The sequence below is a fragment of the Bradyrhizobium sp. AUGA SZCCT0160 genome (assembly GCF_018130105.1).
In the GTDB taxonomy this organism is placed as follows: Bacteria; Pseudomonadota; Alphaproteobacteria; order Rhizobiales; family Xanthobacteraceae; genus Bradyrhizobium.
This window is the reverse complement of the sequence record NZ_JAFCMD010000016.1, coordinates 1-19,962: the sequence shown is the minus strand read 5'-3', so window position 1 is coordinate 19,962 and position 19,962 is coordinate 1. Positions and strand designations below refer to the sequence as shown.

The 19,962-nt window shown below is 62.1% G+C and carries 18 protein-coding genes and 1 pseudogene; 7 read left to right on the top strand and 12 right to left on the bottom strand.

Translation table 11 applies throughout. The annotated features are described in order from the left end of the window. Positions 1-239: 239 nt before the first annotated feature. On the bottom strand, positions 240-956 hold the full coding sequence (locus tag JQ558_RS23800; RefSeq protein ID WP_212295382.1) for a hypothetical protein: 717 nt from the start codon (positions 954-956) through the stop codon (positions 240-242). Positions 957-1,238: 282 nt separating this feature from the next. Continuing rightward, entirely contained in the window at positions 1,239-1,727 is a 489-nt protein-coding gene (locus JQ558_RS23795) for a hypothetical protein (RefSeq protein WP_212295381.1), read from the bottom strand. Between the two features lie 180 nt (positions 1,728-1,907). Here JQ558_RS23795 and JQ558_RS23790 point away from each other — a divergent pair, with 180 nt between their 5' ends. From JQ558_RS23790 to JQ558_RS23780, 3 genes are all read left to right on the top strand, one after another. Next, a complete protein-coding gene (locus tag JQ558_RS23790; protein ID WP_212271713.1) occupies positions 1,908-2,117 on the top strand; it encodes a hypothetical protein in 210 nt (69 codons plus the stop codon). A 1,517-nt stretch (positions 2,118-3,634) separates the two neighbouring features. Continuing rightward, entirely contained in the window at positions 3,635-5,767 is a 2,133-nt protein-coding gene (gene flhA / locus JQ558_RS23785; RefSeq protein ID WP_212210154.1) for a flagellar biosynthesis protein FlhA, read from the top strand. 318 nt (positions 5,768-6,085) lie between these two features. Further along, positions 6,086-6,292: a hypothetical protein gene (locus tag JQ558_RS23780; protein ID WP_212295380.1), complete on the top strand. Its 207-nt coding sequence runs from the start codon at positions 6,086-6,088 to the stop codon at positions 6,290-6,292. A 158-nt stretch (positions 6,293-6,450) separates the two neighbouring features. On the opposite strand, the gene JQ558_RS23775 is transcribed toward JQ558_RS23780, so the two are convergent. From JQ558_RS23775 to fliI, 4 genes are all read right to left on the bottom strand, one after another. Beyond that, a complete protein-coding gene (locus tag JQ558_RS23775; protein WP_212295379.1) occupies positions 6,451-7,350 on the bottom strand; it encodes an anti-sigma factor domain-containing protein in 900 nt (299 codons plus the stop codon). Between the two features lie 43 nt (positions 7,351-7,393). Then, positions 7,394-7,939 carry a sigma-70 family RNA polymerase sigma factor gene (locus JQ558_RS23770; RefSeq protein WP_192739890.1) on the bottom strand — a complete coding sequence of 182 codons (546 nt, stop codon included), beginning with the start codon at positions 7,937-7,939 and terminating at the stop codon, positions 7,394-7,396. A 177-nt stretch (positions 7,940-8,116) separates the two neighbouring features. Then, positions 8,117-8,536 (bottom strand): flagellar export protein FliJ, encoded by a 420-nt coding sequence (gene fliJ, locus JQ558_RS23765; RefSeq protein WP_212271710.1) that lies wholly within the window; start codon positions 8,534-8,536, stop codon positions 8,117-8,119. A gap of 109 nt (positions 8,537-8,645) precedes the next feature. Beyond that, complete coding sequence (fliI, locus tag JQ558_RS23760) at positions 8,646-9,968, bottom strand: flagellar protein export ATPase FliI (protein ID WP_212210151.1); 1,323 nt, start codon at positions 9,966-9,968, stop codon at positions 8,646-8,648. 365 nt (positions 9,969-10,333) lie between these two features. On the opposite strand from fliI, the gene ctrA reads away from it, so the two are divergent. From ctrA to JQ558_RS23740, 4 genes are all read left to right on the top strand, one after another. Next, a complete protein-coding gene (ctrA, locus tag JQ558_RS23755; RefSeq protein WP_015688285.1) occupies positions 10,334-11,035 on the top strand; it encodes a response regulator transcription factor CtrA in 702 nt (233 codons plus the stop codon). Between the two features lie 179 nt (positions 11,036-11,214). After that, entirely contained in the window at positions 11,215-11,619 is a 405-nt protein-coding gene (locus JQ558_RS23750; protein ID WP_212210150.1) for a DUF350 domain-containing protein, read from the top strand. A 2-nt stretch (positions 11,620-11,621) separates the two neighbouring features. Continuing rightward, positions 11,622-12,059 carry a hypothetical protein gene (locus JQ558_RS23745; protein ID WP_212210149.1) on the top strand — a complete coding sequence of 146 codons (438 nt, stop codon included), beginning with the start codon at positions 11,622-11,624 and terminating at the stop codon, positions 12,057-12,059. A 5-nt stretch (positions 12,060-12,064) separates the two neighbouring features. Beyond that, complete coding sequence (locus JQ558_RS23740) at positions 12,065-13,222, top strand: glutathionylspermidine synthase family protein (protein WP_212271709.1); 1,158 nt, start codon at positions 12,065-12,067, stop codon at positions 13,220-13,222. Positions 13,223-13,244: 22 nt separating this feature from the next. On the opposite strand, the gene JQ558_RS23735 is transcribed toward JQ558_RS23740, so the two are convergent. The 6 genes and pseudogenes from JQ558_RS23735 to flbT form a co-directional block, all read right to left on the bottom strand. Next, the gene (locus JQ558_RS23735; RefSeq protein ID WP_212295378.1) at positions 13,245-14,126 is read right to left on the bottom strand and encodes a protein-glutamate O-methyltransferase CheR; all 882 of its coding nucleotides are present in this window, start codon (positions 14,124-14,126) and stop codon (positions 13,245-13,247) included. Next, positions 14,123-15,310 carry a chemotaxis response regulator protein-glutamate methylesterase gene (locus tag JQ558_RS23730; RefSeq protein ID WP_212295377.1) on the bottom strand — a complete coding sequence of 396 codons (1,188 nt, stop codon included), beginning with the start codon at positions 15,308-15,310 and terminating at the stop codon, positions 14,123-14,125. The genes JQ558_RS23735 and JQ558_RS23730 overlap by 4 nt, the downstream gene beginning before the upstream one ends. A gap of 141 nt (positions 15,311-15,451) precedes the next feature. Then, positions 15,452-15,817, bottom strand: coding sequence for a PleD family two-component system response regulator (locus JQ558_RS23725; RefSeq protein ID WP_192739881.1), 366 nt, complete (start codon positions 15,815-15,817; stop codon positions 15,452-15,454). Between the two features lie 74 nt (positions 15,818-15,891). Then, positions 15,892-16,362 (bottom strand): chemotaxis protein CheW, encoded by a 471-nt coding sequence (locus JQ558_RS23720; protein WP_192739880.1) that lies wholly within the window; start codon positions 16,360-16,362, stop codon positions 15,892-15,894. 18 nt (positions 16,363-16,380) lie between these two features. Then, positions 16,381-19,108: pseudogene (locus JQ558_RS23715) on the bottom strand (chemotaxis protein CheW). A gap of 270 nt (positions 19,109-19,378) precedes the next feature. Further along, positions 19,379-19,759, bottom strand: a complete 381-nt coding sequence (flbT, locus tag JQ558_RS23710; protein WP_212295376.1) for a flagellar biosynthesis repressor FlbT — start codon at positions 19,757-19,759, stop codon at positions 19,379-19,381. Between the last annotated feature and the right edge of the window lie 203 nt (positions 19,760-19,962).

The following is a 19,962-nucleotide window of genomic DNA, read 5'->3' as shown; positions in this document are numbered from 1 at the left end:
TGGAGTGACGGGACAGATGGCCCTTTCCGTGTGTGTCCTCCACCAGCACGAACTCGCCCGCAGAGACCTGCCGCACCCGCGCCGGAACGGTGTGCCAATCAACCTGTCGCATGCCGGCAGGAATTTGCGTGAACTCCATGCTTGACGCGGGATAGCGCCTGGACACGTGAAACGGCTTGGCACCAGGAGCGACGGTCACCCTTGCCGCCATGGGGATTTCCACTTCACCGAAGTGAGATTCACCGTCCGGGGTTGCGTATATCCGAAGACACTTCATCGGCTGTCACCCGTCGGCTCGCCAGCGGCTCGATCTGCCCTGCGGGCCGTTTTTCCTCCTCCTCAGCCCCGGCTACCAGATCAGGTTTTTCTTCAACTGGACTCGGGAGATGAGGTCGCTCCGTCGGAGCAGGGAGAACGGCATTTCCACCGCGCGCGTAGTGGATGATGTTTTCAGCCTGCGTAAAAATAATACCCAGAATAAGCCTGGCGATCGGACGCGCAACAAGGCCCAACGCGGCCGCTAAAACGCCACCGACGAACGGAACGTTTTCGATCGGTTTCATCAAACCCTTGATCAGGGCATCCACCGATACATGACGGTAGTTCTGCGCAAGATTTTCCTTGTTCATGAGCATCTGGATGGCAGGGCGGCCTTCCTGCCCCGCGGCCAGCACCGTGGCGCTGAACTTGGCTGACCCGACCAGCGCATCGGCCTCCGCAGCGGCTAGCGGCATCATGCGCAAAATCTCGATATCCGTCGATTTCGGGCCGGTGCAGGTAACGACGAGAGACAGTTCGCCCATTTGAAAGGCAGCCATCATCGTTGCGAGGTAAGCGGCATCCGGCTCCCGTCTTTGGAAATCGACGCCCGGGATTTTATCGAGAATGTCGAGCAGCTTGCCAAGATCGGCGGCCTCTGCCGCGCGCCTGGCCATGCTGTCAGCCAGCGCCTTCAAGGCGGCGGCAGCTTCCGGTCACGCCTTTCGTAGCTTCACTGACAGCGCCTCGCGCGCCTTCCTTGAGCCACTCAAACATCGCCGCTGCCTCTTGTCGATTCCGGGGAAGCATATGGTGGGCATTTGCTTCATGTCAAAATGCGCCGGTCGCGCTTTCGTCAGCGCTGGGACGATCTGGAGCGCGTTGCGCGTAGGATGAGCGACAGCGTAATCCGCCGTTCGATCGAAAACCAAAGCGGCGGATTACGCCTTCGGCTCACTCACGTTTCCAGCCATGGCGGTTCATGACAACGCACTGCGGCATTTGTATAGCCAGGGGCTGGGCTTCCCAAACCGCGAGTCAATGCCGTCCTTTACGACGATTTTGCCCTCAGTTGTTATGGATTGGAAAAACCGAATGCGGAAAGCCTTTTCGGTCTGAGGATCGTTCTCCTTTAAAAACACAGTCCAGAAGGTCTTCCCATTGAATTCCGCAAATTTCGGATCAGCGTTACGGACAGTAATTTTCAGCATTGAAGATGAGATTATTTCTGCGCCGTCAACAATGGTCGCATAAATCGATTTCGCGCCGAAATCCAGCTCGCGCCTTGCAAGCCCATCAGCATCCCTGGAGAAGATCGTATGAAAGCCGCTGACCGTCGCGGGCTGACCGCAGTTGGCCGACCATGTGCCGGTTAAGCCAAAGCGTTCCAGGACGTCCCATGCAGAGTCGGCCGCAATCGCACAGCATGTCGAGAGAAGAAATATGAGGGCTGCCAGTTTCCGTGTCATGCCGCAGCCCGATCTTCCTTAGTCCGCGCGCCAAGCCTATTGGTGAGTGATGGATTTCAACCGCCGAATGGATAGGGTCGGCAAAGGGGAATTCGATGCGATCGTCGAACATATGTTAATAGCAGCAAACTTGGCTCGTGATTAGAGCCGCCAACCGAGGCGGCCCAAAAGTGTGAAAGCATGAAATTCCCGATTGAAAATGGCACCCGCAAGCCACTGACGATATTCGTTGAACTCGAAACGTTGGAAAAAGTCATCCCATCGGGAGGCAAGGCCGTCGTCACGTTGCCCGATAATCCAACATCCTTCCTCGAAGTGCGGGATGGGCTGGTGGTCGTTTGGAACAACGGGCCGGGTGAGGCGACTATTGAGACATGGGACGATTGCTAAAGTCGCCGGGTTGGAAACTCCGTTCACGGACGGAGAACTACGGAGCGGATTAGCGACAGCGCAATCCGCCGTCCGAACCACGACAAATGGCGGATTACGCCTTCCGCCTTCGCACTTTGAGCTACGGCGGACAGGTCGGCTCAATTCGCCCTACGGCCCTGATGAAATTGAGCGATTGCAAAATTCGGGTTCCAAGAAAGAGGCCACCAGAGGCGGCCCTACGCTTTGGTCAGAGCCTTCTGGCGGGGTGCCGCAACCCTCTTGCTAGAGGCCGGTTCTGCTAGTGGCGCTTCGCGAGCAAGCCTGTCGCGCTCCACCACACCGGGCAGAGCCATTCGAGCCTCTCTCCAGCGCCGCTCGGCTTCCTTCAACAGGCCTTTGTCGAGCGGGTCGATTTGCTTGAAACGTCGCCCTTCGGTCATAGACCTTCCTTTGCAGGAACGGGTCGTGACCGACATAGGCCACTCGCAGGTTCAAAATAGGCCACTAACGCAACAGCGCCCCAAAGCCGAATGATGCTTAGTGGCGCTGTGCTAGCCCCGGAAAGTGCAATCCCCCGGTAGCTATCTGTCTGCAGGGACGGGCAAAGGTTCAAAGGATTGTTTTGGAACCGGGGCCGGGGTGCTCGGTCAAGGTGGCAGTTCAACGTCGCGGCCGACGGCACACCAAGTGCCCAGGAGTTATTTTCTGATTTACGGAAATTCCTCTTGACAGCCACCCCAACTCACCTGGCATATCTCTCCCGTCTCATCCCTCTACGAGGGGCGTATCGCGATCGTCCGGACGCGGGGTGGGATGCGGTGGACGCTGAGGTTGCGATTGACGGTCGCGGCTGAAGCGTACGGCGAAAGCGTGTGGTCCTGGCGCCCGTAACGGCGTCAAGTCTTTCGGGAGCCAACGCTTCCGAGGGGCGACGGTGGCAATAGAGGCCGTCTCGCCGGGGAGAGCGCGATATAAGCCGTAAAGCCATTGCGCAGGGAATGTCGGATGCTCTCCGCTGCCCTGTATGCTCGTGTGCACCATCTTGTTGCACAATCGCACACGAGACCGCGGGTGCAGCGCGCACCCGGCATTCCCTGCTCCCTTGTTTTGGGAGAAACGGATTGAATCACTCGGGCGCTTGGCGTCGCGGGATCGCGGAGGTGTGTCTGTTCGTCATTGCGAGAAGCGAAGCGACGAAGCAATCCATGTCTCCGCATGCGGCGCGATGGATTGCTTCACTACGCTCGCAATGACGTCGATAGGCCGCGGCGTACTGGATACCCGCCTGCGCGGGTATGACACGGGTGTGTGAGGGGTGCTCCGGCGGCCAAACGACGGCCCAAAGCCCGGAAATTAACCCTTTACTAACCATACACCGGGCAAAATTTGCCCAGTGAAGTCGAGTGTCGTCAGCCGCGTAGAACGGGAGGACCCCCGTGGACGCCAGTGCGGTGCCTCACTTACGGAGCGGCGGCCCTTCGGCCGCCGCGAAGACGTCTGGCGGCCGCGGCCGCCATTCGCGAGGAGCTGCAAGCATGGTCGACGTCACGGCAGGTCAGGGCACAGGGGCAAGCGGAGGCTTTCCCAGCTTCAGTGAAATCGGCACCATGCTCCGGCGCGGCGATCTTGCGCTGGCCTTCGGCGTCCTCACCATCCTGGTGGTGCTGATCCTCCCGCTGCCCGCGATCGTGCTCGACCTGTTCCTGGCGATCTCGATCACGGTGTCGATCCTGATCCTGATGACGGCGCTGTTCATCCAGGCGCCGCTGGAATTCTCGTCGTTTCCGACCGTCCTGCTGATCTCGACCATGCTGCGGCTGTCGCTGAACATGGCCTCGACCCGGCTGATCCTGAGCCACGGCCATGAGGGCACGGCGGCGGCCGGCCACGTCATCGAGGCGTTCGGCAATTTCGTGATGGGCGGTAATTTCGTGATCGGAATTATCGTGTTCGCGATCCTGGTGATCGTGAACTTCATCGTCATCACCAAGGGGTCGGGCCGCATCGCCGAAGTCGCGGCCCGCTTCCAGCTCGACTCGATGCCCGGCAAGCAGATGGCGATCGACGCTGATCTGTCCGCCGGCCTGATCGACGAAGCCACCGCCAAGCGGCGCCGCAAGGAACTGGAAGACGAAAGCGGCTTCTTCGGCGCCATGGACGGTGCCTCGAAATTCGTGCGCGGCGACGCCATCGCCGGCCTCCTGATCGTCTTCATCAACGTCATCGGCGGCATCATCATCGGCGTCGCCCAGCAGGGCATGAGCTTCGGCGATGCCGCCCGCACCTACACGATCCTGACCGTCGGCGACGGCCTGGTCACCCAGGTGCCAGCGCTGATCGTCTCGACCGCGGCGGGCCTGCTCGTCTCCAAGGCCGGCATCACCGGCGCCGCCGACAAGGCGCTGATGAAGCAGCTCTCCGGCTATCCGCAGGCGCTCGGCATGTCCGCCGGCGTGATGCTGGTGCTGGCCTTGCTGCCGGGTATTCCGATGCTGCCGTTCGTGGCGCTCGGCGGCGGCGCCGCTTACCTGGCCTGGAAGGCGCGCAACCACAACCGCGTCACCAAGGCCGCTGAAGCTGCCGAACTCGCAGCGCCCGACATTGCCGCGGCGGCTGCCAGCGCGGCGGCGGAAGAGCCGATCGCCAACTCGCTCAAGATCGACGATCTCAAGATCGAGCTCGGCTATGCGCTGCTGCCGCTGGTCAACGGCCCCGACGGCACCGACCGCCTCACCGAACAGATCAAGGCGCTGCGGCGTTCGCTGGCGGTCGAAATGGGCTTCGTGATGCCCGCGGTGCGCATCCTCGACAACGTCCAGCTCGAGGCCAACACCTACATGATCAAGATCAAGGAAGTCGACGCCGGCAGCGGCAAGATCTGGCCGAACCAGTTCATGGTCATGGACCCCGCCGGCAACCAGGTCGGCGTGCCCGGCATCCACACCGTCGAACCGACTTTTGGATTGCCCGCCACCTGGGTCGATGCCAGCCTGAAGGAAGAGGCGTCGCTGAAGGGCTATACCGTCGTCGACGCCGCGACCGTGCTGTCGACGCATCTGACCGAGCTGTTGAAGAACAACATGTCGGACCTGCTGTCCTATGGCGAGGTGCAGAAGCTGATCAAGGACCTGCCGAAGGAACAGGGCGAACTGGTCAAGGACATCGTGCCGAGCCAGGTCACCATGTCGGGCATTCAACGCGTGTTGCAGCTGCTCTTGTCCGAGCGGATCTCGATCCGCGACCTCTCCACCATCCTGGAGGGCATTGCCGACGCGCTGGCGTTCTCGCGCAACCCCGCCACCATGGTCGAGCACGTCCGCGCCCGGCTGGCGCGCCAGATCTGCGCCCAGAATACCTCCTACAACGGCTATCTGCCGCTGATCGCGCTGTCGGCGCGCTGGGAGCAGGCGTTCGCCGAATCGATCGTCGGCAGCGGCGAAGACCGCAGCCTCGCCATGCAGCCGTCAAAACTGTCGGAGTTCATGACCGCGGTGCGCGTCAGCTTCGAGCGCGCCGCCCAGGAAGGCGAGGCGCCGGTGCTGGTGACGTCGGCGGCGATCCGCCCGTTCGTGCGTTCGCTGGTGGAGCGGTTCCGCGCCCAGACCACCGTGCTGTCGCAGGCCGAAATCCACCCTCGCGCCCGGCTGAAAACGGTCGGCAGCGTTTAGTTCCGCCGCGAAAATCGATAAGGGGGCCGCGAGGCATTTTCGCCACAGGCAAACGGTTTGTTACAATCCGGCAAGGTGGTCGATTTTGCGTCCCGACAGGCCAGTGCACGGCTAACAATCTGTAATTGTTTTGTTATTTGTCATTTTAGGCAGCCATCATCGCTCAGCGATCGCGGCCGTTCAAGTCTTTTCACTGGCTTGTGATCGCATCTGTGGAACGAAACCGCGAATTCCTACGTTTCCTGTGCCGAGACGTTGAACCTGTTTGTCGAGTTGGTTGTCTAATTCGACACAGGGGAAGGCGGGCAGGAGACTTCCATGAACCACTCGATCTACAGCGCAGACCGCACGACCCATCTCAAGATTGTGGTCGTAGCTTTGGTCGTGGGCATCCTGGTCGCCGGCTTCGGCATCTCGGCACGCACCACGTCGGAGGAAGGTTTCCAGCAGACCGCGAGCACCGGCGTGATGAAGGCCGGCAAGCCGGTCGTGGTCACGAGCTCGGGCAATTCGGTCGTACGCTAACAAAAGGAATTCACGAATTCACGCGGCTCTTTACAGCCCCCCAAAGTCGCCACGTGAAGTACTAGAAGACCCCAACTACCCCCAAGTTGACTACGAAAACGCCCGCTCCCCACGGGCGTTTTCTCTTTATGGGGGTCCCCAATTACAGGGGTCCAAAGTCAGCGCGTCGGAGAGGCCGGCACCGTCTCGATCAGCTTGCCGGCGAAGACCGGCGGCAAGTTCGGCTTGCCGTCACGCGATCCGCCGGCCTGCTCGACCGTCACCGCGTAGGTCGCGGCGTTGATCGTGCCGGCGTCGTAGGACGCCAGCACGTTGCGCGCGGTGAACTCGCTGCCGCCGATCACGCCGAGCGAGCGCGGCTGCGGCAGCTTGTCGGAGACCAGCCAGAGCTCGAAGCTCTTGCCGGCCTCCGCATCGGCGTTGACCTTGCGGACGGTGAAATTCTTGGTGGCGGCGTCGACCGTGAGGATGAACGCTGGCGAACCGCCGTTCCGCTGCAATATCGCAACGTACTGCGCCGACGGCGGCGCCGGCAGCGGCGGCGTCTTGACCTCGACCACCTGCGTGCGGATCTTGGGACGCAGCGCGTTGGGCAGCGAGTCCGGCGAATAGACCTGCAGGCCGAGCATCGCGATCAGCGCCGCGGCGGCTGCCGTCGCGAACGACGCCAGATTGCGCCAGCGCTTCACCCGGCCGGACAACTGGACGACGTTGGAATTATCAGCGGCCTGGGTCATTTCGGCCATCAGGGGATCCACCGGCGGCGGAGGCGCGGCGGCTTCCGGCGGCGGAGCAGCGGCGGCTTCCGGCAGCGCCAGCGGCACCTGCGGTCCGGCATGTCCGATCGCGCGTTGAATATTCTCCCAGACGATCGGCCGCGGCTCGACCGAGCCGACCATCTGGTTGAGGACGCCGAGCCTGTACTCCCACGCCTGGACCACGGCGGTGAATTCCGTGTCGACGGCCATCATGGCTTCGACCTGCGCGCGCTCGTCGGCGTCGAGGGTGCCGAGCGCATATTCCGCGGCGAGCGCGATATGGTCTTCGCTATAGGCCATCATCTAACGTCCAGGACACCTTTCAAATAGCTCATTTCAAAACTCAAAGCCCGAGACACTCCCGGATATCCATCATGCTGCGGCGCAGCCACGTCTTCACCGTATTCACCGGCGTCTCGAACTTGGCGGCCAGCTGCTCGCGGCTCCAGCCGTTGTAATAGGCCAGCAGCACCAGCTTCTGCCGATCCGGCTCCAGACGGCCGACGCATTCCAAGAGCCGCTTCAGCTCTTCCGTCATCTCGCGCCGCGCCAGCGGATCGGGTGAATCGGCGGCCACTTCCATCGCGGTCGGCTCCTCCTCGATCGAGGCCTCGGTCTTCTTGCGCACGACATCGATCGCCCGGTTGCGCGCGATCGCCGCCATCCACGTTATCGGTGAAGCAAGCGCCGGATTGAATTGTCCGGCGCTGTTCCAGATCTTGACGTAGGCCTCCTGAATGACCTCCTCGGCGAGATCCTGTCGGCGCAAGATACGGAGGACGACACCGAAGAGTTTCGCGCGCGTGGCGGCGTAAAGCCGCTCGAAAGCAGCTTCATCCCCCTTCGCAACAGCGGCAATCAGCCAAACCAGCTCGGCTGGCGTCAGCATTCAGCGTCCCCCAAAATCGCGATCCCCCATCGCGCTTTACGCCGGGAGCATCGAGAACCCTCCTAGCATACCTTGCAGCAAACCAGCCACCAAGACGGCTGTCTGTGGACATTATCAAAGAAAAACCCGGACCTTGCGGCCCGGGTTGTCGATGATCGGATGAGAGAAGGTCAGGCGTCAGGCGATGGCGCCGAGCCGGGCGCGCATCAGACCGATGGAGTCCATGTCGGCCTGCTCGCGGGCGTTCTCCTCGGCGCGTTCGCGCGCCTGGTCACGCTCGTCCAGCAGTTCGACCTTCTTGAGCTCCTCGAAGGCCTCTCCAAGCAGAGCCTTGGCATCCTCGAGCTGGATGCGCAGTTCGTCGGCCGAACGGGTCAGGTTCTCGCGCCGCTGGATCGCCGCCTTGGCATAGGTCGGATAGGCGAAATGGGTCGGATCGTTGATGCCGGCCCGGTCCTGCTCGGTCTGGATTTCGCGCTCGAGGTCAACAGACATGCGCTGGAAATCAGCGATCATGCCTTCGATCTGGGTAACCCTTCGGCGCTTCTCATCGACCTGAAACTTCTTCAGGCGGATCAGCGTTTCACGTGACTTCATCGACTCATACTCCCCAGAAGTCCCAATCTTAACGCGGGACAAAGCCGGCTTCCCCCGGGGGCCCCGCCAGCAAGACTATTCATGTGCCGGGGATGATGGCCTGACAAAGTTAGCGTTCCGTTTCCAAACTAGTCAGGATCTGCGCCAATTGCTGGTAGCCGTCGGCGAGGCTTGCTTTTTCGCCCTTGCCCTGCCGCAAAAACCCTTCCAGTGGCTCGTGCAGCCGGATCGCCTCGTCGACCTCCGGGCTCGACCCCGCCCGGTACGCGCCGAGCCGGATCAGTTCCTCCATATCGGCGTAGGTCGCCATCACCTGGCGCCCCCGCATGATCACGGGCAGATAGGCCGGATCGGCCGATTTCGGCATGGTGCGGGAGACCGATTTGAGGACGTTGATCGCGGGAAAACGCCCGCGCTCGGCGATCGATCGCTGCATCACGACGTGACCGTCGAGGATGCCGCGCACCGCGTCCGCAATCGGCTCGTTATGATCGTCGCCGTCGACCAGCACGGTGAAAATGCCGGTGATGGTACCGGTGCTGGTGCCCGGCCCTGCCCGCTCCAGGAGCTTCGGTAGTTCAGTGAACACCGTCGGCGTATAGCCCTTGGCGGTCGGCGGCTCACCCGCCGACAGCCCGATCTCGCGCTGCGCCATCGCAAAGCGCGTCACCGAATCCATCAGGCACAGCACGTCCTTGCCTTCATCGCGAAAATATTCGGAGATCGCGAGCGTCAGATAGGCCGCCTGCCGGCGCATCAAGGCCGGCTCGTCTGAGGTCGCCACCACCACGACCGAACGCGCCAGGCCCTCGTCGCCAAGGTCGTCCTGCAGGAATTCCTGCACCTCGCGGCCGCGTTCGCCGATCAGCCCGATGACCGTGATATCGGCATCGACATTACGCGCCAGCATCGACAGCAGCACCGACTTGCCGACGCCGGATCCGGCGAAGATGCCGAGCCGTTGGCCGCGGCAGCAGGTCAGGAACGTATTCAAGGCGCGCACGCCAAGATCGAGCGGGGCGCCGACCCGCTGGCGCGAATGCGCTGGCGGCGGCGAGTTCCGATACGGCATCGGCGATGGCCCCTGCGTCAGCGGCCCCTTGCCGTCGATCGGTTCCCCCATCGCGTTGAGCACGCGGCCGAGCCAGGATGGCGAGGGCCGCACCTGCCCGGCGGCATTGGCGATCACGGCGCGGCAGCCGCGCCTGACGCCCTCGAGGCCGGCGAACGGCATCACCACCGCATTGTTCCCGGAGAAGCCGATCACCTCGGCCGGAATGAAGCTGCCGCCGGTCTCGATCACGATCCGGGCGCCGACCGACATCGCATGGATCGGCCCCGCGATCTCGACCATCAGCCCGCGCACGCCGATCACACGGCCATATATATTGACGCCGTCGACGTCGCCGATCTGTTCCGCGAGTGCCTTCATTGCGAAAACCTTAAGTTTCCGCGTGTTTGAAAGGGGCGCTTAACCTCGTGTTTACCCGCATCGTTAATCATTGCGTCACTGTCTTTGGTGACTGAGAGCGCTCGCCCATCAGAAGAAGGATGAGTCGCGGGAGTCGGTTAGGCCCGTCTCTTAATGTGGAACTTGAACGAGAACGGTAAAGAAAAGCTGCTTCGACGCAACATCTTACGGCGATTCGATAAAAATTGCACGGTTAGAGCTTGCGAACACGAATCAGTATTTGTTAACCATATGTCGTCAGGATCCGAATCAGTTGTTCAAAGGCGTTTTGAGTGCCGCAAGTGCGGCCGACCTGACGCCCGGAGCGGCGACTATAGGGGACTGGCATGCGCGTTTTGCTGATAGAAGATGACAGCGCCGTCGCGCAGTCGATCGAGCTGATGCTTAAATCCGAGAGTTTCAACGTCTATACGACGGATCTCGGAGAAGAAGGCGTCGATCTCGGTAAGCTTTACGATTACGACATTATCCTTCTCGACCTCAATCTGCCCGACATGTCCGGTTACGACGTGCTCAAGCAGCTTCGGGTGTCGAAGATCAAGACCCCCATTCTGATCCTCTCCGGCCTCGCCGGCATCGAGGACAAGGTCAAGGGTCTCGGCGTTGGCGCCGACGACTACATGACCAAACCCTTCCACAAGGACGAACTGGTCGCCCGCATCCACGCGATCGTGCGCCGTTCCAAGGGTCATGCGCAATCGGTGATCCAGACCGGCGATCTCGTCGTCAACCTCGACACCAAGACCGTCGAAGTCGGTGGCCAGCGCGTCCATCTGACGGGCAAGGAATACCAGATGCTGGAGCTGCTCTCGCTCCGCAAGGGTACCACGCTCACCAAGGAAATGTTCCTCAACCACCTCTACGGCGGCATGGACGAGCCCGAGCTGAAGATCATCGACGTCTTCATCTGCAAGCTGCGCAAGAAGCTGGCGAACGCTTCCGAAGGCCGCAACTTCATCGAGACCGTGTGGGGCCGCGGCTACGTGCTGCGCGAGCCGCACGAGCAGGAAGAACGCATTCCCGCCTGACCAGGGTTTACGGCGAGCCGCAAGGCTCACTCCTCCCGACTGGACCCCGCCGCGAATGGCGGGGTTTTTGTTTGGGCGGAATGTTGTTTGGCAGATTCTTTGGGATTGAACCGACACCTCCGATGCACCGACCAATGGGTCGTGCGAACGTGGGAATGGGTCGAGTCGGGGCGTCATCAATGATCTTGCAATCCCTCGCCGGGCTGCCGGCGTTTCTGGTCTATTTCTGTACGGCGCTGGTCGCCGTGGCCGCCTACCTCTTCGCCTATACCCGTGTCACGCCGCATGACGAGTTCCTGCTGATCCGCGACAACAATCCGGCAGCGGCGATCGCGTTGGGGCTCAGCCTGCTCGGCTTCGCGCTGCCTTTGGTCAGCGCCATCGCCCATTCCGCCAATGTCTGGGATTGCCTGATCTGGGCTGTCGTCGCGCTGATCGTGCAGATCATCGTCTTTTACCTCGTCAAGATACCGGTGCCGAACCTGTCGCAGCGCATCGCAGGCGGCGAACTTGCCGCCGCCATCTGGCTTGGCCTAGCCTCGCTGGCCGCGGGCGCACTCAACGCCGCCAGCATGATCTACTGACCATGGCGAACAAGCCCCCCAAACGCACAAGCGAATTCGGGACGCGCAAACCATCGGTGCCGCCTGTGCCGCAGTCGTCGGGCCCGCCGGCCAAGCGTTCCGGCCACGTCGCGCTGTTTCTGATGGGCACGCTTGCGGTCGGCAGCGTCGCCTACACGCTGATGCCGCGCAACAAATGCGAGCCTTCGCCGAACACACCGCAGCCGTCGCTGCTGCAAAACAGCGCCGCCGAATGCCAGCAGCGCGGATCTTCATCCAGCAGCTCCGGCGGCTCCGGTGGTGGATGGTCCTCATCCTCACGCAGCAGCTATTACGGCAGCGATTCGTCCACGAGCCATTCATCCTCTTCATCCTCGGGCATCTCCGACTCCGGCTCGCACAGCGCGCAGCGCGGCGGCTTCGGTTCGTTCGGGCACGCCGTCGGCTTCTCGGGTGGCTGAATTCCATGCAGCGCATCTCCTGCCCCGAACGTGACGACTGGCGTGCCACCGCCGAAAGCGCCGGCTTCACTTTTCACACTATCGACGGCGAGCGTTATTGGGACGAACGGGCCTATTACGCGTTCACGCTGAACGAAATTGAACGGCGGATCGAGGCGCCCACCGGCGAGATCGAGGCGATGTGCCTCGAGGTGGTCGGCCGCGCGATCAACGACGAAAGACATCTCCGCCGGCTGAAAATACCAGAAGCCTTTTGGCCGCTGCTGTCGGCGAGCTGGCACCGCCGCGACGCAAGTCTCTATGGCCGGCTGGACCTCAGCTACGACGGCTGGAGCCCGGCGAAACTGCTGGAGTACAACGCGGATACGCCGACCTCGATCTTCGAAGCGGCGGTTTTCCAGTGGACCTGGCTCGAACAGGCGATGGAGCGCAACATCATCCCGAAGCGCGCCGACCAGTTCAACTCGATCCATGAACGGCTGATCGACGCCTGGAGAAAACACGGCGGCGCAAAGCACCTGCATCTGACCGGGATGACCGACAATGCCGAGGACGCCGGCACGCTGGCCTATCTGCAGGACACCGCGAGTCAGGCCGGATTGAAGACCACGCTGATGGACATCAAGGACGTTGGCCTCGGGGGCGATGGCCGGTTCGTCGATCTCGAGGATCGCGGCATTGAGCTTGCCTTCAAGCTCTACCCCTGGGAATGGATGTTTCAAGACACGTTCGGCGCAAATCTGTCGAGCGCGCCGACGCGCTGGATCGAGCCGCCGTGGAAAGCGATCCTGTCCAACAAGGGCATTCTTCCGCTGCTCTGGGAGATGTTCCCAAAACACCCCAATTTGCTGCCGGCCTATTTCGAGGACGATCCGAAGGCGGCAATGCTCGGCTCCTCCTTCGTGCGCAAGCCGCTTTATTCGCGCGAAGGCGCCAATGTTACGCTCGTCAGCGCCGGCTCGACGCTGATGGAACAGCAAGGCCCGTATGGGGCGGAAGGATTCATCCTGCAGGGTTTCGCGTCGCTGCCAAGCTTTTCCGACCAATACCCGGTGCTTGGAAGCTGGCTGATCAATCACACACCGTGCGGACTATCGATCCGCGAGGACGAGAATCCGATCACCGGCAACACGTCACGGTTCGTGCCGCACGCGATCCTCTAGCTGATGTCGATAGACCGATAGATCAGCGCGCCGAAGCAATCGACCTCGGCGCCTGCGGCACCAGGGTCGCTATTCCGGGGCGCACAACAGTTGGTGCTGCGCTTGGACGATAGAGCCCGCGGCGATCCGGATAGGGCTTGAAGGCATTGGTGATTCCGACCACGGATTCGGCAGCCCCCAGCGCCAGCACGCCGTCGGGCTCGAGCATCCGCGAGATGCGTTCGAAGATCTTGGCCTTGGTGTCCTGGTCGAAATAGATCAGGACGTTGCGGCAGAAGATCACGTCGAACGTGCCGAGGTGAGAAAAATCCTGCAGCAGGTTCAACTGACGGTGCTGCACCATGCTGCGGATGTCGGCGTTGAGCTGCCACAGCTCGCCATTCTGCGCGAAATATTTCACCAGCATCTGGATCGGCAGGCCGCGCTGCACCTCGAACTGGCTGAAGATGCCGGCCTTGGATTTTTCCAGCACGGCGAGCGAAAGGTCGGTCGCGACAATCTCGGTGCGCCAGCCCGCCAGCATGGCGCCGGCCTCCTTCAGGCACATCGCAATCGAATATGGCTCCTGCCCGGTGGAGGAAGCCGCGCACCAGATGCGCAGGGAACGACGCGCCGCGCGCGCCTGCGCCAGCGCCGGAAGAACCGCCTCTTTCAGATGATCGAACGGAAGCTTGTCCCGAAAGAAGAAGGTCTCGTTGGTGGTCATCGCTTCGACCACCTCGGCCGTCAGCGCCTCGGCGCCGACCTTCATCTTCTGAACGAGCTCGGGGATACCGGCAAGGCTCGCCTTGCGTGCCAGCGGCACCAGACGGCTCTCGACCAGATATTGCTTGTCGGCGGACAGGTCCAGCCCGGAACGCTCTTTCAGAAGCTTACGCAGATACTCATAGTCCTGAGGCGTCACGAACGATCTCCCGAAAACAACCGAACCAGTTTCGGCGCGATCTGATTAAGCGGCAATATCGCGGCGCAAATGCCGGCATTCGCGGCCGCACCCGGCATGCCCCACACCACACTCGTCGCCTCGTCCTGGGCAATCACGCTGCCGCCGGCCGCGACGATATCCTTGCCGCCGCGCATGCCGTCGGAGCCCATGCCGGTCAGGATCACAGACATGATGCCGCCCTGCCAGACATCGATCGCGGAGGTGAACAGCGGATCGACCGCAGGCTTGCAGAAATTCACTGGCGGTCCGTCGTCGAGCGCGATCGCCGCCTCGGCGCCATGACGCACTACTTTCATGTGACGGCCGCCCGGCGCGAGATAGATCCGGCCGGCCTTGACGATTTCGCCATCGACCGCCTCATGCGCCGGCCGCCGGCTCGAACGCGCCAGATGCTCGGCGAGAATCGTGGTGAAGGTCGGCGGCATATGCTGCGTGATCAGAACCGGGAAACGGTCGATCACCGGCCCGATTTCGGTGACCAGCGACATCAGCGCCTGCGGGCCACCGGTCGACGAGCCGATCAGGAGCACGCGCGGCGCCAGCATGCTGAACGGACGGCGTGCCGGCGCCGGATGTGCAGCCGGTGCCGGCGAAGCCAACGGCGCACGGGCTGCGGTTTCCCGCAGCTTGTCGTGGTGAGCCGGCGCCAGCGGCGGACTCGCCGGCGCGTGTGCATGCGCACAGCGGCGGATCTTGGCGCCGAGGTGACGGATCTTCTGAATCAGATCGTGGCGAAAAGTTTCGGCGGCGGAAGCCTCGCGCGTGCTTTCGGGCTTTGGAATGTAGTCGGAGGCGCCGAGCGAGAGCGCCTTGAAGCTGATCTCCGCATTGCGGCGGGTCAGCGTCGAGGCCATGATGATGATGAGATCGCGCTTCTTCGCCAGCAGTTTCGGCAGCGCGGAAATGCCGTCGAGCTCCGGCATTTCGATATCGAGCACGGCGACGTCGGGATTGATGCGTTCGAGCTGGTTGACGGCGTCGAGGCCGGTCCGCAGGGAGGCGACGACCTCCATATCCGGCTCAGCTCCGATCCAGCGCGAGATCATCCCGCGGATGACGACGCTGTCGTCGACCACCATAACACGCAGCTTGTCCTGCCGTGTCGAAGTCGGAGCCGGGGCACTTGTCAACGCAGTACTCATTACTTCACCAGGAACGACTCGAACGGCACACTTAGCAAGGAAAGGCCGAGGGCCGTTGAGCCGCCGGATCGAAGCACTTCTTATTTGAGCATGATCATTTCGAAAAACCGGTTTCCACTTTTCCGGATCATGCTGCGCAGATCAGATCAGGCCGACTTCCTGGAACTTCGCGGTGACGATGTCCTTGTCGAACGGCTTCATGATGTATTCGTTGGCGCCGGCATGCAGCGCACGTGCGATGTGCGCGACATCATTTTCGGTGGTACAGAACACCACCTTGGGCGCATCACCGCCGGGCATGCGGCGCAGATTGCCGAGGAATTCATAACCGTCCATCACGGGCATGTTCCAGTCGAGCAGGACGGCCTCGGGCATGGCGCGCTTGCAGGCGTCCAGCGCTTTCGCGCCGTCCTCGGCTTCGATGATCTGGAAATCAAGACCTTCCAGGATACGGCGTGCGACCTTTCGAATGACGCTTGAGTCATCGACGACGAGACATGTTCTCATTTTCGGCCTCTACTTCCATTCCCCAAAGGGGGACGTTTCCAAACGTTACGTACGCTTCGCCTTGCTTCTGCTTCTTATGCCGCCATCAGATCCGGCACGATTTCGAGGACGCGATCGACATCGAGGACGACCATGAGCTGGCCGTCGAGGCGGTGGACGCCGCCGGCGAGCTTGGCCATGCGGGGATCGAGATTGACGGGGTTTTCCTCGCGGCTATCGTCCGGCAGCCGGAGCACCTCGCCGATCTGGTCGATCAAGAGGCCGTAGGACTCGCCGCGCAGGTCGACGCCAACCGCCATCGGCGGCTTGCCGTCGTCGTTTTTGGGCAGCCCGAGCCGGGCGCGCATGTCGACGACCGTGACGATGCGGCCGCGCAGGTTGAGCACGCCGGCGATCTCGGCCGAGGACAGGGGAACGCGGGTCAGCCGTTCCGGCATGAACACGTCCTGGACGCGGGAGATCGGCAGGCCGAACAATTGCCCGCCGATCACGGCGGTGACGTATTCGACCACGGTGCCCTCGATGGTGTCGGTCTTGGTTGTCATGATGTCTTGCCTTTAGCCTTATGCCGCGCGCCTGGTCTCGCCGGCGGTCTGTTCCTTCAGCGCCGCGATCAGGCCGGGACGGTCGAACTTGGCGACGTAATCGTGGAAGCCGGCCTGCCGCCCGCGCTCGATCGCCGCCGGAGAGACCATCGAGGACAGCGCGATGATCGGCATCGCACTTAAGTGCTGGTCGGCCCGGATCGTCTCGGCAAACTCGAACCCGTTCATGTCGGGCATCTCGATGTCGGTCAGCACCACGTCAAAGGTCTGGCCCGAGCGCAGCGCGGTGAGGCCTTCCTGCGCATTGGGGGCGACCCGCACCCGGTAGCCGGCGGCTTTGAGCACCGGCGCCAGCATGTTGCGGAAGAAGGCTGAGTCGTCGACCAGGAGCACCGATTGCGCCGATACCGAGGGGCGCATCTCCTTGCGGGAGAACCAGTCGGCAAATGCCATGGGCAGGAAATGGCCGACGTCGATCACTTCGGTGGCCTGGCCCTTGATCACGGCCGAACCCAGAATGCCTTCGCTGGAACCGGCGACCTCGATGTGCAGCCGCTCCTCGACGATGTCGATGATCTCGTCGACCACCAGCCCCATCGAGCGGCCGTCGTCGGCGAACACCAGGATCGGCTGCGCGCCCGAGGTCTGGACGTTGACCCCGTTCATCTGCACCAGCGGCATCAGCTGCTCGCGGTACTGCACCATGTAGCGGCCGTTACTGAGTTCGATCTTGTCGGTGGCGATCTCCTCCAGCCGGGTGACGAGGCCGAGCGGCACCGCCTTGGGCTGGCTGGAACCGGCGCGGAACACCAGCAGCGAGGTCAGCTGTTCGCCGGTGTTGGCATGGGCCGCCGCGTTCTCGTCCGCCATCCCCTGGGCGGAGGAGCCGGCGGCGCCGAGCGCCTTGGCAAAGCCGTTGGGGTCGATGATCATGATCACGGCGCCATCGCCCAGAATGGTGTTGCCGGAGAACATGTCGATGTGACGCAGTTTTGTCGACATCGGCTTGACCACGATTTCTTCGGTGTGGAACACGCCGTCGACCACGATGCCGAAGGTCTGGCTGCCGACTTGCGTGACCACGATGAAACCGTTCTCGGGGTCGGAGGAGGAACCGTCGTCGATCTTGAGCAGCTTCTTCAGGTGCATCAGCGGCAGCAGCTTGTTGCGCAGTCTGAGCACGGCCGTGTCCTTGATGCGCTCGATGCGGTGTTCGGAATTGGCGCGGGCGCGGACCAGCTCGACCACAGACAATTGCGGGATCGCAAAGCGATCGCCGCCGGCTTCGACGATCAGGGCCGAGACGATGGCGAGCGTCAGCGGGATCTTGATGGTGACGCTTGAGCCCTCGCCGGCCACCGACTTGATGTCGATGGTGCCGCCGATCTGGTCGATATTGGTGCGCACCACATCCATGCCGACGCCGCGGCCGGAGACGCTAGTGACGGTGGCGGCGGTGGAGAAGCCCGGCGCGAAGATGAACTTGTGGATCTGGGCTTCGGTCATCTTCTCCAGTTCGGCCTCGGAGACGAGCCCGTTCTGCAGCGCCTTGGCCTTGATCCGCTCGGTGTTCAGCCCGCGGCCATTGTCGGCGATGCAGATGATGATGTGGCCGCCCTCGTGATAGGCGGAGAGGCGAATGGTGCCCTGCTCGGGCTTGCCGGAGGCGGCCCGCTCGGCCGGGGTCTCGAGGCCATGATCGGCGGAGTTGCACCATATGGGTGAGCGGGTCCTTGATCAGGTCGAGAACTTGACGATCAAGCTCGGTGTCGGCGCCGTGCATCTCGAGTTCGATCTGCTTGCCGAGTTCGCCGCTTAGGTCGCGGACGATCCTTGGCAGCTTCTGCCAGGCATTGCCGATCGGCTGCATCCGCGTCTTCATGACGCCTTCCTGCAGTTCGGCGGTGACGTTGGAGAGGCGCTGCAGCGGCACCTTGAACTCGGTGTCCTCGTTGCGGCGGGAGATCTCCAGCAGCTGGTTGCGGGTCAGCACCAGCTCGGAGACCATGGTCATCAGATGTTCCAGCGTGTCCACGTTGACGCGGATCGACTGGTTGGCGATCTTGTCGGCCTCCTGGACGTCACCGACATCGGCGGCGGCGGCCGCCTTGGGCTTGGTTTCCTTCTTGGCTTCCTGTGCGGGCGCAGTAGCCTTGGGAGCAGGCGCAGCAGCGGGCGCCGGTTCGACTTCGATCGCGGTCTCGCGGAAGGCGCGCTCGAGTTCATCGAGCGAGACTTCGCCGGGACGCAGCGGCCGTTCCAGCACCTGCTCCACCAATGTGCCGTGAGCCACTTGAGTCTCCTTGGGTGCAGCGGGTTGAACCGCGGGTGAAATGGTCACTGGGGCAGGTTGGATCGGCGCCGCATGCGCGCCGCCCTCGGCCATTTCGTGCAGCTTTTCGATCAGGTCCTCGTCGCTGCCTTCCGGCTCGTTCTCGGTGGCTTCAAGGCCAGCGAGAATCTCCTTGATGCGATCGATGCTGCTCAAGATCAGCGTGACGGCGCCGGCGGTGACCGGCATGCCATCGCGGAATTTGCCCATCAGGGTCTCGCCGGCATGGGCCAGCGCTTCCAGCCTCGGCAGGCCGAGGAAGCCGCAGGTGCCCTTGATCGTGTGCACCAGGCGAAAGATGTTATCCAGAATCTTCGCGTCGCTCGGATCCTGCTCGAACCGCACCAGCTGATTGTCGACCGTATCCAGGCTCTCGTTGGTCTCTGTCAGGAATTCCCGCAAAAGATCATCCATCAGAGCCTGCCCCTCAACTATCGATGCAACGGTCGTCTGTCAGGCATACCCTTTTGGATTTCACGACCACGTTAATTTCAGTGTCCGTGCAACTACGGATAACCCCAATAAATTGTCGTAAAATGCGGCGCAGATAGCGCGATGGCGTCGGCCAACGCCGTTAGCCGACGCTTCAAAATCCGAGCCGAGATTTTCGCAAAAAATTTGACTGATGATTTCTTCGATGAGCAAACGGACGCATCTTGCGTCGCGCGGCAAAACCGACGCGGATCAAGCGGCCAGCAAGGCGTCTTCGCGCTTCATCAGTTTGCGAATTTCCTTGAGCGCCTTGTAGAGCGCGCCGCTCGAAACGTGCGCGCTAATGGCATCGATCGCCAGGCGATCGCCGGGACTGCTGTTGCGCAGATCGCGCAGGAAGCCCTGATATGCAGGCAGGTATTTCGCAATATCGCTCTTCAGATACATGGTCTGGACGCAGAGATAGAGCCGCCTGGCCGGCGTATTGGCGGTCTCGGCGGTGACGGTGTCGCGCTCGCGAAGTATCGGCGCCTCGCCGTCGACCAGGAACGACGTACGGGTACCGGAATTGATGAGAACGGTTTCGCCGATCACGATCCGCTCAAATGGCTTCAATTCGACGCGTAGCGGCACAATTGTCTCCAGCTCGAAGACCTCGCGAGCGTAATCGCCCGCGACGTTTGCGAAACATCTCTCGAGAAGATACGCGGCAAACACGCCGCCATCCGGCATTCAGGAATTTGGGATCGATGGTGGCGACGGGGTTTCCCCCGCCGCCTTGATCGTTGTCTTCGCAGCCGAACTTAGCGGAGCAGCTGGAGCACGCTCTGCTGGCT

Excerpts from the sequence above, each read along its gene's own strand:
- JQ558_RS23795 (WP_212295381.1), bottom strand. The coding sequence starts at position 1,727 with ATGACACGGAAACTGGCAGCCCTCATATTTCTTCTCTCGACATGCTGT.
- JQ558_RS23790 (WP_212271713.1), top strand. The coding sequence starts at position 1,908 with ATGAAATTCCCGATTGAAAATGGCACCCGCAAGCCACTGACGATATTC.
- flhA (WP_212210154.1), top strand. The coding sequence starts at position 3,635 with ATGGTCGACGTCACGGCAGGTCAGGGCACAGGGGCAAGCGGAGGCTTT.
- JQ558_RS23780 (WP_212295380.1), top strand. The coding sequence starts at position 6,086 with ATGAACCACTCGATCTACAGCGCAGACCGCACGACCCATCTCAAGATT.
- JQ558_RS23775 (WP_212295379.1), bottom strand. The coding sequence starts at position 7,350 with ATGGCCTATAGCGAAGACCATATCGCGCTCGCCGCGGAATATGCGCTC.
- JQ558_RS23770 (WP_192739890.1), bottom strand. The coding sequence starts at position 7,939 with ATGCTGACGCCAGCCGAGCTGGTTTGGCTGATTGCCGCTGTTGCGAAG.
- fliJ (WP_212271710.1), bottom strand. The coding sequence starts at position 8,536 with ATGAAGTCACGTGAAACGCTGATCCGCCTGAAGAAGTTTCAGGTCGAT.
- fliI (WP_212210151.1), bottom strand. The coding sequence starts at position 9,968 with ATGAAGGCACTCGCGGAACAGATCGGCGACGTCGACGGCGTCAATATA.
- ctrA (WP_015688285.1), top strand. The coding sequence starts at position 10,334 with ATGCGCGTTTTGCTGATAGAAGATGACAGCGCCGTCGCGCAGTCGATC.
- JQ558_RS23750 (WP_212210150.1), top strand. The coding sequence starts at position 11,215 with ATGATCTTGCAATCCCTCGCCGGGCTGCCGGCGTTTCTGGTCTATTTC.
- JQ558_RS23745 (WP_212210149.1), top strand. The coding sequence starts at position 11,622 with ATGGCGAACAAGCCCCCCAAACGCACAAGCGAATTCGGGACGCGCAAA.
- JQ558_RS23740 (WP_212271709.1), top strand. The coding sequence starts at position 12,065 with ATGCAGCGCATCTCCTGCCCCGAACGTGACGACTGGCGTGCCACCGCC.
- JQ558_RS23730 (WP_212295377.1), bottom strand. The coding sequence starts at position 15,310 with ATGAGTACTGCGTTGACAAGTGCCCCGGCTCCGACTTCGACACGGCAG.
- JQ558_RS23725 (WP_192739881.1), bottom strand. The coding sequence starts at position 15,817 with ATGAGAACATGTCTCGTCGTCGATGACTCAAGCGTCATTCGAAAGGTC.
- JQ558_RS23720 (WP_192739880.1), bottom strand. The coding sequence starts at position 16,362 with ATGACAACCAAGACCGACACCATCGAGGGCACCGTGGTCGAATACGTC.